This window comes from Mesorhizobium sp. RCAM 06353 (assembly GCF_059683585.1).
The window spans coordinates 2,973,852-2,986,130 of record NZ_CM185031.1; the positions used below are offsets into that span (position 1 = coordinate 2,973,852).

Genomic DNA, 12,279 nt, shown 5'->3' on the forward strand with positions numbered 1-12,279 from the left:
CGCGACGCTTCCTAAGCCCGCTCTGCCAGCAACTCCTCGCCGCGCTTTTCGCGGATCAGGTTGACGAAGCGGCGGAACAGATAGTGCGAGTCCTGCGGGCCGGGAGAGGCCTCGGGGTGATGTTGGACCGAGAATACCGGACGGCCGGTGAGCGCGATGCCGCAGTTCGAGCCGTCGAACAGCGAGACATGGGTTTCCTCGACGCCCTCGGGCAGCGAGTCGGCATCGACGGCAAAACCGTGGTTCATCGAGACGATCTCGACCTTGCCGGTGGTGTGATCCTTGACCGGATGGTTGGCGCCGTGATGGCCCTGGTGCATCTTGGCGGTCCTGCCGCCGAGCGCCAGCGCCAGCATCTGGTGGCCGAGGCAAATGCCGAACACCGGGATATCGGTCTTCAGCAAATCGCGGATGACCGGCACGGCATAGTCGCCGGTGGCCTCCGGGTCGCCGGGGCCGTTGGAGAGGAAGATGCCGTCAGGCTGCATGGCAAGGATTTCTTCCGAACCGGTGCTGGCCGGAACCACGGTGACCTTGGCGCCGAGACCGGCGAGCAAGCGCAATATGTTGCGCTTGACGCCGTAGTCGATGGCGACGACGTGCATGGACGGTTCGGCCTGTTCGCCAAAGCCTTCGTTCCACACCCAGGGCGTCTCGCGCCAGACCGAGGACTGGCCCGAGGTGACTTCCTTGGCAAGGTCGAGCCCGATCAGGCCCGACCAGGCGGCGGCGCGCTGCTTCAAATCGCTGAGGTCGAAGACGCCGTCGGGCGCATGCGCGATGACCGCATTGGGCATGCCCTTCTCACGGATCAGCGCGGTGAGCGCGCGGGTGTCGATGCCCGACAGGGCGACGATGCCGCGCTTCTTCAGCCACTGGTCGAGACCACCCGCGGCGCGGTAATTGGATGGGTTGGTGACATCGGCCTTGAACACGGCGCCGACGGCGCCGGCCCGCGCGGCCGGGTTGAGGTCCTCGATGTCCTCGCCATTGGTGCCGATATTGCCGATATGCGGGAAGGTGAAGGTGACGATCTGGCCGGCATAGGACGGGTCGGTGAGGATTTCCTGGTAGCCGGTGAGTGCGGTGTTGAAGCAGACTTCGGCGACGGCGGAACCGGTGGCGCCGAGGCCGCGACCCTCGATGACGGTGCCGTCGGCCAGCACGAGAAGGGCGGTCGGCTTTTCAGTGGTCCAGGCAGGCGTCATCTCGGCCATGGCGGCACTCCTATCAGGCTGCGCGCTTCGCGGGCGTCTGCGCAGCAAACGGCGCGGCAGCGATTTCTCGAGCCTGCGCGTGTCAATTCATTGTCTTATGCAAGGCCGAGTACATAGGGGAAGGTGCCAGAACGGTCAATGATGCCGCGCCAAAACCATGATGTTTTATTTCGTTGAACAATATCAGGGACTTGATGAGATTTGCTTTGCGAGTTCGCCACGGTTATTGTCCGCGCCGTTCGAAGGAGAAAGCATCATGCGCGGAAAAATCGCCGAATCCCTGAAGAGCGCGATGAAGGCGCAGGACAAGCACCGGCTGCCGACATTGCGGCTGATCCAGGCCGCCATCCATGACCGCGACATCGCCAATCGCGGTTCGGCCAAGGACCCCGCCAGCGACGAGGAGATCCTGCAAATCCTGGCCAAGATGGTCAAGCAGCGCGAGGAATCGGCGAAGGCCTTCGAAGACGGCAAGCGGCCGGAACTGGCGGCGCAGGAGCGCGGCGAGATGGAGATCATCCGCGGCTTCCTGCCGACGCAGCTTGACGACGCAGCCATTGCCGCTGCCGCACGCGAAGCCATCGCCGAGACCGGTGCTGCCGGCCAGAAGGACATGGGCAAGGTGATCGCCGCGCTGAAGCAGAAATATGCCGGCCAGATGGATTTCGGCAAGGCAAGCGGTATCGTCAAGGGCCTGCTGCAGTAGGCAGCACGTCACGGCTCCTTGCACATTGGCAGGGGCTGGGCGGGTGGCGCTGGATGATCCTTCTTGTACTGGGCGATCATCGGCTCGAGGGTTTTCTTCGGCCAGAATTTCGGCGCGCCGATTTCCTTCAGGCAGGATGCGTTCCAGTAGGGTGCCTCGCCGGATGACGAATGGTTTTTTGCCGCCTGCGCGACGGCGGCGATGTCGCGCGATTCCGGGTAGATGTAGAGCGTCGTCGGATTGTCCTTGACCATTGCGATGATCTGCTGGGCATCGGCCGGCGACCAGCTGGTGCAGCCATTGCTGCGGCCGCCGGCATAGTCCACCAGCTTGCCGAACGGCACCAGACCATCATGGTCGGCATAGGAGCTGTTGGGGCTTTTGCGCATGCACATGGCCCGCAGCACCTGCGCCGCGTGGCCGCCGATCACGCGCTGCCTGGCATTGGCGGCTTCGCCTTCGCCGTCGAACTGTATGAAGGTGCGCAGGAAAGCCGCGTCCTGTTTCGCGCCGGTGCGGTAAAAGCCCTTGAACGACGTTTTCGACTCGCGGGTCATGTAGGCGCCACCGGCCGTCAGTTCCGAATCCATGGCATTGCCAAAATTCCTGGAGCACCGCCTGCCGTTTGAAAAATCGACCGTGCCTTTCAGGTTCTTGCCGGCCCCGTGACCCGATGCGATAGCACGAAACGACTGGCTGGCTTCGCAGACAACGTAGTACCGGCGCCCGAGCACGCCATTGCCGAGATCGCCGGGACGCGTTGCATCCATGGCGAAATAGCAGGGGTTCCTGACGGCGCCTTGCGCCACCTTCTTCAGGTAAAGCGCGCGCGCCCGCTCCAGCACCACCTGTGAGATTTGGCCATCGCTGTCGCCGACATGGGCCTGCAGCCAGGCCGGGATGGCCGAGGGCGCGGCGAAGGATCGTACCGTCGCCGTCAGGGCTATGACGAGAAGGCTGAGGGTGACGACAATACCCAGAGGGACAGATCTCAACCGCACCGGTTCAATTCTCCTGCCGAAGCCATGCGAATCTTTGTTGCCACACGCAGCCAATCATAAAATGTCTCGCGGCAATCGGCGAAACACATCTTGTTTAGCGCGCCCGCAGGTTTCCACGAACCGGGCCGGCACGCAAACCGCGCATTAGACCGATATGCTGGTCCAAGGCTTGCGGCTGATGTCTGCGTGGACATGCGTGATTTTCGATCCGTCCGATTTTCGACCCAAAGGGATTGCGCTATCATCTGATTCTGGCGCGGCCCACGCCTCCTCCCTCCGCTGGGAAAGCATTCGTTCATGCGGGGCTATTCCATCACCGGACCGACTGTTCGAGCGCCAGGCATAAGGAGGGGTTGCGAAAACGGCTCGCACCAGGAGGTTTTGCAATGAAGCTATCCCAGCCCGTCTATCATCTGAAGCGTCAAGCCAGGCTGCTGTCGCGCGAGGCGAAAATCCCGCTCCACCGGGCGCTTGACCGTATTGCCGCTCGCGAAGGTTTTGCCAGCTGGAGCCTGCTAGCGGCGAAGCTTTCCGAGACGGCGCCCGCCAGCAGATTGTTTGCGCAACTGGCGCCCGGTGATCTGGTTCTTGTCGGCGCGCGGCCGGGCCACGGCAAGACGCTGATGAGCCTCGAACTCGCGGTCGAAGCGATGAAATCAGGCCATCGCAGCGTGTTCTTCACGCTGGAATATACGCAACGGGATGTGCTGGAGCGGTTCCATGCCATCGGGGTCGAGCCGGCCCGGTTCAACGAACTGTTCGAGTTCGACACTTCCGATGCCATCAGCGCCGACTACATCGTCAAGGCGTTGGGCTCTGCGCCGCGCGGCACGCTGGCGGTCGTCGACTATCTGCAACTGCTCGACCAGAAACGGGAAAATCCGGCCCTGATGGACCAGGTCCGCACGCTGAAGGTTTTTGCGCGCGACAGCGGCGTGATCCTGGTGTTCATCTCGCAGATCGACCGGTCCTACGATCCCGCGACCAAGCCGGTGCCCGATATCAGCGATGTCCGCCTGCCGAACCCCGTGGATTTGTCGCTGTTCAACAAGGCCTGTTTTCTGAACAAGGGCGAGATCAGCTTCCAGGCAGCCTGATCGTCAAACCCTCGCCTGGCTCCTCCTTATCCCAGGGGCATGATGGCAAGGAAGCTCTGCCCGGGCGCGATCTCGGTCATCACTAAAATTGTAGTATTCGCCATCGCCGATATTTTAGGAAATGTGCCTAAGCTTTTGATTTAATCAATTTCAGGGAGTCTATAATGTCAGCGGTATCCAGCAAAAACTTGTTCCTCGCGGCGACCTTGACGATACTGACTGCGGTCACCTTCGGGCTATGGATCTCCTCAAGGCAGCCGCCACTTCCGACAACGCAGCAGCCACTTCCGATTTTCGGCGGCAGTGTCGCGGATTCGCTCAACGAGGGTGTCGCGCGCTACGGTGCTGAAGGTTTTACCAAAAAGAGCGAACAGGACTTTCGCGACGCCTTGGCAAAATTTCAAGCGTACGGGCCAAAAGTACCAGCGATGCCCGTAGCCAAGTAGGTCCTGCTGCCATATCCAGGCTAACTGGCCGAGCATTCTTGCCAGCTCTGCGGATTTTCCCGAAATTGCTCCATGCCTGCTTTCTCAGGAGCGCATGGATCATGGTCGAGATCGTCAAACCAGCACTTGAACATCTGCCGTCCTACAAGGCGGCGCTCGAGCGCGGCTGGTCGCCTGACAATGTGCGTCTGATGGAGGCGACGCGCGAGCAGCTCGCGGCGATAGAGCAGAATCCCGTGGCATTCTTGGCCAGCCTTGATGATCCAGAAGCGACGGGCGGTCCGATCACCTTGCCCGACGGCACGCATGTGCCGCGCCTGCCGGGGTTCCGCCGCTGGATCTGGGACGGCGAGGCATCGGGCTCGATCGGCTTTCGCTGGCAGAAGGGCACGGCGATGCTGCCATCGCATGTGCTTGGCCATATCGGCTATGCGGTGGTGCCATGGAAGCGGCGGCGCGGCTACGCCACCGAGGCGCTGCGGCTGATGCTGGACGAGGCGAGGGCGGTTGGCCTGCCCTATGTCGAGATCACCGCCAAGCCGGGCAATCCGGCCTCACACAAGGTGATCCTGGCCAATGGCGGCAGGCTGGTCGAGCGCTTCTTCGAGGACGCCGCCTATGGCGGGGTGGAGAGTTTGCGGTTCCGGATCGAGCTGTAGGGCCGGCACCTGATGTGCTCGAAAGAAAGCTTTCTGGATCATAGTGCATCCCGGTGTGCTGCCTATCCGCAGCCGCGAAGGGAATAGTATCAATACTCCGTGCCAAGGACCCACCTTGGCTCAACCCGGCTTGCGAAGGCTCCCTCGTGTCCGTCGACCTGCATCACCTGCTCCTCGTCTACACCGCTTACATCATTGCGGCGGCCAGCCCCGGGCCGAGCAACATGCGGATCATGGGAACCGCGATGCAGCAGGGCCGCAATGCCGCCCTGCTGCTCGCCGCCGGCGTCATCACCGGTTCGGTCTTCTGGGGGCTCATGGCCGCGACCGGCGTCTCCGCCTTGCTGACGCGCTATGCGCAAGCTCTCATTGTCCTGAAGATACTGGGTGGCCTCTATCTGCTCTTCCTGGCGGTCAAGGCAGCCAGGGGCGCTCTGACCAGGGATGGTGACGCCGGGCACTTCGTTGATCGGCCCGTATCTGGCTTCGCCCTCTACAGGCGCGGCCTGCTGATGCACCTCAGCAATCCGAAATCCATTCTCGGCTGGATCGCCCTGGTCGCGCTCGGGCTCGGCCCCGGGGCCTCGAGGCAGGATGTCGTCCTCATCCTGGCCGGGTGCGCGGTGCTGAGCGTGACGATATTTTGCGGCTATGCCCTGGCCTTTTCGACCCCGCCGATGGTGCGCATGTATCGTCGGGCGCGGCGCGGCATCGAAGGGGTGCTGGCTGCCTTCTTCGGCTTTGCCGGTCTCAGCCTGCTGTTTTCGCGGGCCTGAGCCAGCCGGAATTGTCGTACCTCACTGAGCATCCTCACCCGTGCTCGTCGGCACACAACGCATGGTCGGACAGCGCGCGGATGACGTAGCAGTCGCCGACCGTTTTGCCGTCGCAGCAGGAGGCGATGCGCTCCAGCTCGGTTTCCAGCCGCCTCAGCTGGGCGATCTTTTCGCGCACGGAAATCAGTTGTTCTTCGGCAATCTTGTCGGCGTGGCCGCAAGGCTGCTCGGGATGCCCGCTGAGGACGATCAGCGCGCGGATATCCTCGACGGCAAAGCCGAGGTCGCGGGCATGGCGGATGAAGGCCAGCCGTTCCAGCTCCTGCCTGGAATAGCGGCGCTGGTTGCCTCCCGAGCGCTCGGGCGCGGCGACCAGGCCCATCTGCTCGTAGTAGCGGATGGTCGGCACCTTGACGCCGGTGCGTCGGGAAAGATCACCGATCGAAAACATGCATTTTGCCTCTTGAAGCTCTAGTGACTAGAGCAATTACATTGCATGGCATGAGCATTCAAGACCCTCGTGGCGGCACGCCGCGCGGTTAAAAGCAGACAGGTGATGTGATGACGGCTCCTCTCAAGCAGACACGGTTCAAGATCGGCGGCATGGACTGCGCTTCCTGCGCGGCCAAGATCGATACGGCGGTGCGTCGTCTCGATGGCGTCGCCGACGTCTCGGTATCGGTGACCGGCGCCTCGATGACCGTCAGCCATGGCGAGCCGCTCAATGACGATAAGGTGCTGCGGCAGGTGGCGCGGCTGGGCTATGGCATCGTCAGGGCCGAAGCCAGGGGCGAGGGGCCAGCAGCCAAGGTGCATGACCATGCCGATCATGATCATGAAGGGCACGACCACGCGAGCCACGATCATGACCATGGCGACGGACAGAGTGCCAACGAGGCCGCCGGGTCATCCCACCTCCACAGCCATGCCGAGCCCGGGCAGGCGTGGTGGCGCAGCCGCCGCGCGGCGCTGACGCTGGCTTGTGCCGCGGCGCTTGTTGCTGCTTACGGCATTGGTCATGTTTTTCCCGCGGCCGAGCGCTGGGTGTTCCTGGCGGCATTGATGGTCGGCCTGGTGCCGATCGCGCGGCGGGCGCTGATGGCGGCGCTGGCCGGCACGCCGTTCTCGATCGAGATGCTGATGACCATCGCCGCTGTTGGTGCGGTGATGATCGGCGCCACGGAGGAAGCGGCTGCCGTTGTGGTGCTGTTCCTGATCGGCGAACTTCTGGAAGGTGTCGCCGCCGGCCGTGCAAGGGCGAGCATCCAGGGTCTGGCCGATCTGGTGCCGAAGACAGCTCTGGTCGAGCGGGCAGGCGGCACGGTTGAAGTTCCCGCCGAACAGCTCGGCGTCGGCGACGTCATCGTGGTGCGGCCGGGCGATCGCATCCCGGCCGATGGCGAGATTGTGGAAGGGTCTGGTGATATCGATGAGGCGCCGGTGACCGGCGAAAGCACGCCGAAGCGCAAGGGTGTAGCAGACACCGTCTTCGCGGGGACGATCAACAGCGATGGCGTGCTGAAAGTGAGGGTGACGGCGGCCGCTTCCGACAACACCATCGCCCGCGTGGTGCGGCTGGTGGAGGAGGCGCAGGAGGCCAAGGCGCCGACCGAGCGCTTCATTGATCGCTTTTCGCGCATCTATACGCCCGGCGTGCTGGTGGTGGGCGCGCTGGTGGCGCTGCTGCCGCCGCTGGTCGCCGGCGGCGACTGGAACGAATGGATCTACAAGGGCCTGGCGATCCTGCTGATCGGCTGTCCCTGCGCGCTGGTGATCTCGACGCCGGCGGCGATTGCAGCGGGCCTCGCAATCGGCGCGCGGCGTGGCCTGCTGATGAAGGGCGGTGCGGTGCTGGAGGGTTTTCGCCGGATCACGGCGGTGGCTTTCGACAAGACCGGCACGCTGACCGCGGGCAAACCAGTCGTCACCGACATCGTCGCCTATGGCCGCGATGAGCGCAGCGTGCTGGCGCTGGCGGCGGCGCTCGAGCAGGGCTCCAGCCATCCGCTGGCGGTGGCGATTCTCGACAGGGCCAAGGCCGACAAGGCGCCGGTGCCGCCGGCTTTGGCGGTGAAGGCGATCTCCGGCAAGGGCGTCGAGGGCAGCGTCGGCGGCGTCGCCGTTTTCCTGGGTTCCGGCTCGGCGGCGGGCGAGCGTGCACAGATGACGCAAGCGCAGCGCCTTGCCGTCGACAGCCTCAACGGCCAGGGCAAGACCGTTTCGGTGCTGGTGGCCAATGGCGCGGTGGCTGGGCTGATCGCCATGCGCGACGAGGCGCGGCCGGATGCGGCGGCCGGCATCGCGGCACTCAAGGCCGAGGGCATCCGCACGGTGATGCTGACCGGCGACAACCACCGCACGGCAGAGGCAATAGCCGCTTCGCTCGGCATCGAGGCGCGGGCGGAATTGTTGCCGCAGGACAAGCAACGCATCGTCGGCGAGATGCAGCGCGAAGGGCTGACGGTGGCCAAGGTTGGCGACGGCATCAACGACGCGCCGGCGCTCGCCGCCGCCGATATCGGCATCGCCATGGGCGGCGGCACCGATGTGGCGCTGGAGACTGCGGATGCGGCGATCCTGCACGGCCGGGTCATGGACGTCGCCCGCATGGTGCGCTTGTCGCGGGCGGTGATGGCCAATATCGGCCAGAACATCACCGTGGCGCTGGGACTGAAAGCGGTGTTCCTGGTCACCACCATTTTAGGCATCACCGGCCTGTGGCCGGCGATCCTGGCCGACACCGGCGCCACCGTGCTGGTCACCGCCAACGCCATGCGCTTGCTGCGCTGGCGCGGGTGAGGGCTTTGTCGTGGGCTACTCGGCCGGTGCCGTCAGCGGCGGCGTGGCGTTGCTGCGGCTTTCCCAGATGTTGGAGACGACAGCCACGAGCACGGCGACCAGCATGGCGATAGCACCGACCACCGGCAGGCTGCGGTAGCCGTAGCCGGCGTTGAGCATAGCGGCACCGAGCGACGCCGCCAGCGCGATGCCGACATTGAAGCCGGACGGAATCAGCGAAGAGGCAAGGTTGGAGGCGTCGGCCGTCCAGGCCAGGATGCGGGTCTGGATCGGTGTGCCGATGGCGAAGTTGAGGCCGCCCCAGATGACGATTGCGACAATCATCGGCAGGGGATAGGGACTGACGGCGTAGATGACCGCCAGCGTCACCGCCTGCAAGGCGAGCATGGTGATCAGCGAGGGCATCAGCTTCCAGTCCGACAGCTTGCCGCCGAGGAAGACACCGAGCGTAGCGCCGACGCCGTTCAGTAGCAGCGCCCAGGGCACCAGGTTCTCGTCGAGCCCGGTGACCTCCAGCAGGGTCGGCGTGATGTAGGTGAACAGGCAGAACTGGCCGAGCATCAGCATCAGCATCAGGATCAGCGAGGTCCAGACCTGCTGGCGCGCCAGGACGCGGACCTCGCGGGCGAGGCCGGCGGGCTTGGCCTGATATCCGGTGGTGCGCGGCAGAAGGGCGGCCATCGCAAGCGTTGCCGCGACGCCGAGCGCGCACATCACCCAGAAGGTGGCGCGCCAGCCCCAGATGTTGCCAATGGCGGTGCCGGCCGGCACGCCGATAACGTTGGAGACGGTGAGGCCGGAGAGGATGACCGCCACCGCCATGCCGCGTTTATCCTCAGGAACGAGGCCGACGGCGACCACCATGGCAACGCCGAAATAGGCGCCATGCGCGACCGCCACGGCAATGCGCAACACCAGCATCGAGGTGAAGTCGGGCGCCAGCGCGCAGGCCGCCTGGCCGATGGTGAAGGCGATGGCGAGGCCGAGCAGCAAGGTCTTGCGCGGCAAGGATTTGGCGGCGAGCGCCAGCAGCGGGCCGCCGATGGCGATGCCGCAGGCATAGCCGGAGACGAGATAGCCGGCGGATGGGACCGAGACGCCAAGCCCTTCCGCCACTTGCGGCAGCACGCCGGCAATGACGAATTCGGTGGTGCCGAAAGCGAATGCGGCGATGAACAGGGCAATGAGCGGAAGCGACATGGGGAAAGCCTTGGCTGAAACGGCCTCAAACCACGGATGGACGGCGGCGGCAATCCAGAAATTTTTGTCGCGAGTTTAGGTTTTCTTGACCGGCAGCTTTAGGCTGGGGTCTTGCGGCCATAGGGAATCTTCAACCACGCCCGCTCGTGGAAATAGTACAGCAGGGACTTGGTGAAGACCTCGGTTATGCCGATGGCTGCGGCGAGCTTGACGCTTCCTGTCACGACCAGGGAGATGATCAGCGTGTCGATGGTGCCGGTCACACGCCAGGACAGCGCCTTGGCGAAACTGCGCGAATGGGTGTCCATCGATTCCTCCGAAAGCCTGGGCCAATCGATCCTTATCCTGACCGGCGGAGGCGGTGCAAAGGTATTTTGCCGAAGAAGTGAGGCGCGGTGAGGCGACTTAGCTCGCCTTCAACCTCGACCCGGTCAGCAGGCCGCGCTCTTCCAACACCGGATAGGCCATCGACGCCAGCAGCGAGTTGATTTGCTTCAGGTCGCGGATGGTGTCGAGGTGAATCGAGCTGGTTTCGACGCTTTTGGCGGTGCCTTCGCGCAGCCGCAGGAAATGGCTGGCGCTGGTTTCCTTCTCGCGATCGCGCAACTGGTCCTTTTCCAGCACCAGCTGGCGGGCCGTTTCGGGGTCGCGCGAGACCAGCACGTTGAAGGCGAGCCTTGCATTGGCAAGCACCGAGCTGTGGAAGGCGCACAATTCGCTCCAGCCCTCGTCGGTGAATTCCAGCCCGCGCTCGAACTTCTTCTTCACATGCACCAGCATGTTGCGCACGATGATGTCGCCGACCTGCTCGAGCTTGATGCAAGCGCCAATCAGCTCCTGGCAGCGCAGGGCCTCGTCCTCGGTCAGCTGGTTCTTGGTGAGCTTGGCGAGATAAAGTTTGATCGCCGCGTGCTTGCGGTCGACACGGTCGTCGAGGGCCGCCAGCGCCTTGATCTTGTCGGCGTCGGCGCTCTCGTAGAGTTCCATGATGCGCTTCAGCATGATCTCAACGGTTTCACAGACCCGCACCACCTCGCGCGTCGCATTGCCCAGCGCCTGGCTCGGCACATTGAGCGCGCTGTCGTTGAGCGCGGACAATTCTACAATGTCGAGCGACGCGGCCGGCACCGGCTTGGTGCCGAGTTCCACGATCTTTTCCGAGGCGCGGTAGACGAAGCCGGCCAGCGGCAGGCCGGCGAGCAGGATGATGACGTTGAACAGGATGTGGGCGTTGACGATCTGGTCCGCCGCCGTCGCGCCGAGGAAGCCGACATGCGGCCGGACAATCATGAACAGGATCAGCATGACCAGCGAGCCCAGCCCGCGCATCAGGAGATTGCCGATCGGCACGACGCGCACGGCAGGTCCGGCAGAGCGAGTCAGCATCGGCGCGATGATCGACGAACCGAGATTGACGCCGAGGATAAGGACGACGCCGAGTTCCGGGCTGATCAGGCCGCGGCCGGCGAGCGTCGCCATCAGCAGCACCGCCGCGATGCTCGACTGGAACAGCCAGGTGATAAGCGCTGCCAAGAGATAGGCGGTGATGGAATCGCTGGAGAAGTAATTGATGATGACCGGCATGAGCTGGCTGTTGCGCAGCGGCTCGGAGGCCTGGCCGATCATTTCCAGCGACAGGATCAGAAGGCCTATGCCGACCAGGATGCGGCCGGTCTGGCGCCAGTCGCGACGCTCGGTGGCCATGAACATCACCGTGCCGGTGATCAGGCAGAGCGGCACCAGGAGCGTGAGATCGAAGGTCAAGAGCTTGACCACGAGCGCCGAGCCGATCTCGGCGCCGCGCACCGCCAATTGGCCGGCGGCGCCGGAGACGATGCCGGAACCGGCGAAGGAGCCGACCAGCAGGGTGACCGCTGTCGAGCTTTGCAGCGCGATGGCGAGGCCGGTGCCGGCCAGCACCGCCATGATCGGATTGCGCATGGTGGCGCGCAGCCTGTGGCGCAGCACATCGCCATAGGCGCGTTCGACGCCGGTCTTCACCATGCGGGTGGCAAACAGCATCAGCGCCACGGCGCCGGCCAGATGCAGAAGGACGACGGAACCGCTCATCAAGGCGCCTGCATGCGCACGATGCGGACATCGCGGCGACCGGGAGAGAGAACGAGGATGCGAATCATGGTCATGACAGTCGTCGATAATAGCCGGAATATTTTAGCCGGATAATAAAATTTTGTCGATTTCAAGGGGCCGTCGCGGCGCGACAGGCCATGTCGGAAAATGGACGGATGCGCAATTGGTTGCATTGCCGGTAACGGCACCATAGCGGATCGGCTGCCTTTGCCGCCCGTGCCGCTGTCAACTTTGCGATGATGTTCAAATTCCCGGAATAAGCAGAGGATTTCATTACACAATTGTAA

At 63.8% G+C, this 12,279-nt stretch carries 13 protein-coding genes; 6 read left to right on the plus strand and 7 right to left on the minus strand.

Annotated elements, in window-relative coordinates; genetic code table 11:
* Window positions 1-11: 11 nt before the first annotated feature.
* Window positions 12-1,217: a glutamine-hydrolyzing carbamoyl-phosphate synthase small subunit gene (carA, locus tag AC56QX_RS14155; protein WP_497116720.1), complete on the minus strand. Its 1,206-nt coding sequence runs from the start codon at window positions 1,215-1,217 to the stop codon at window positions 12-14.
* Window positions 1,218-1,473: 256 nt separating this feature from the next.
* Here carA and AC56QX_RS14160 point away from each other — a divergent pair, with 256 nt between their 5' ends.
* Window positions 1,474-1,923: a GatB/YqeY domain-containing protein gene (locus AC56QX_RS14160; protein WP_497116722.1), complete on the plus strand. Its 450-nt coding sequence runs from the start codon at window positions 1,474-1,476 to the stop codon at window positions 1,921-1,923.
* A gap of 8 nt (window positions 1,924-1,931) precedes the next feature.
* On the opposite strand, the gene AC56QX_RS14165 is transcribed toward AC56QX_RS14160, so the two are convergent.
* A complete protein-coding gene (locus tag AC56QX_RS14165; protein WP_497116724.1) occupies window positions 1,932-2,924 on the minus strand; it encodes a hypothetical protein in 993 nt (330 codons plus the stop codon).
* A gap of 386 nt (window positions 2,925-3,310) precedes the next feature.
* Between AC56QX_RS14165 and AC56QX_RS14170 the strand changes: the two genes are divergently transcribed.
* The 4 genes from AC56QX_RS14170 (at window position 3,311) to AC56QX_RS14185 (ending at window position 5,902) form a co-directional block, all read left to right on the plus strand.
* Window positions 3,311-4,021, plus strand: a complete 711-nt coding sequence (locus tag AC56QX_RS14170; protein WP_497116726.1) for a DNA helicase — start codon at window positions 3,311-3,313, stop codon at window positions 4,019-4,021.
* Between the two features lie 164 nt (window positions 4,022-4,185).
* On the plus strand, window positions 4,186-4,467 hold the full coding sequence (locus AC56QX_RS14175; RefSeq protein WP_497116728.1) for a hypothetical protein: 282 nt from the start codon (window positions 4,186-4,188) through the stop codon (window positions 4,465-4,467).
* A 101-nt stretch (window positions 4,468-4,568) separates the two neighbouring features.
* On the plus strand, window positions 4,569-5,126 hold the full coding sequence (locus AC56QX_RS14180) for a GNAT family N-acetyltransferase (protein WP_497116729.1): 558 nt from the start codon (window positions 4,569-4,571) through the stop codon (window positions 5,124-5,126).
* Window positions 5,127-5,272: 146 nt separating this feature from the next.
* Window positions 5,273-5,902, plus strand: coding sequence for a LysE family translocator (locus tag AC56QX_RS14185; RefSeq protein ID WP_497116731.1), 630 nt, complete (start codon window positions 5,273-5,275; stop codon window positions 5,900-5,902).
* A gap of 34 nt (window positions 5,903-5,936) precedes the next feature.
* Here AC56QX_RS14185 and AC56QX_RS14190 read toward each other — a convergent pair whose 3' ends face one another.
* Window positions 5,937-6,353, minus strand: a complete 417-nt coding sequence (locus AC56QX_RS14190; protein ID WP_497116733.1) for a MerR family transcriptional regulator — start codon at window positions 6,351-6,353, stop codon at window positions 5,937-5,939.
* Between the two features lie 110 nt (window positions 6,354-6,463).
* Between AC56QX_RS14190 and AC56QX_RS14195 the strand changes: the two genes are divergently transcribed.
* Window positions 6,464-8,701 carry a heavy metal translocating P-type ATPase gene (locus AC56QX_RS14195; RefSeq protein ID WP_497116735.1) on the plus strand — a complete coding sequence of 746 codons (2,238 nt, stop codon included), beginning with the start codon at window positions 6,464-6,466 and terminating at the stop codon, window positions 8,699-8,701.
* Window positions 8,702-8,716: 15 nt separating this feature from the next.
* Here the strand turns inward: AC56QX_RS14195 and AC56QX_RS14200 are convergent, their stop codons facing one another.
* The 4 genes from AC56QX_RS14200 to AC56QX_RS14215 all read right to left on the minus strand — a co-directional run bounded on the left by AC56QX_RS14200 (window position 8,717) and on the right by AC56QX_RS14215 (window position 12,273).
* A complete protein-coding gene (locus AC56QX_RS14200) occupies window positions 8,717-9,901 on the minus strand; it encodes an MFS transporter (RefSeq protein WP_497116736.1) in 1,185 nt (394 codons plus the stop codon).
* Between the two features lie 98 nt (window positions 9,902-9,999).
* Window positions 10,000-10,209, minus strand: a complete 210-nt coding sequence (locus tag AC56QX_RS14205; protein ID WP_096449072.1) for a DUF2061 domain-containing protein — start codon at window positions 10,207-10,209, stop codon at window positions 10,000-10,002.
* 97 nt (window positions 10,210-10,306) lie between these two features.
* On the minus strand, window positions 10,307-11,971 hold the full coding sequence (locus AC56QX_RS14210; protein WP_497116738.1) for a Na/Pi cotransporter family protein: 1,665 nt from the start codon (window positions 11,969-11,971) through the stop codon (window positions 10,307-10,309).
* The gene (locus AC56QX_RS14215) at window positions 11,971-12,273 is read right to left on the minus strand and encodes a hypothetical protein (protein WP_497116740.1); all 303 of its coding nucleotides are present in this window, start codon (window positions 12,271-12,273) and stop codon (window positions 11,971-11,973) included. Before AC56QX_RS14215 ends, AC56QX_RS14210 begins: the two co-directional genes overlap by 1 nt.
* Between the last annotated feature and the right edge of the window lie 6 nt (window positions 12,274-12,279).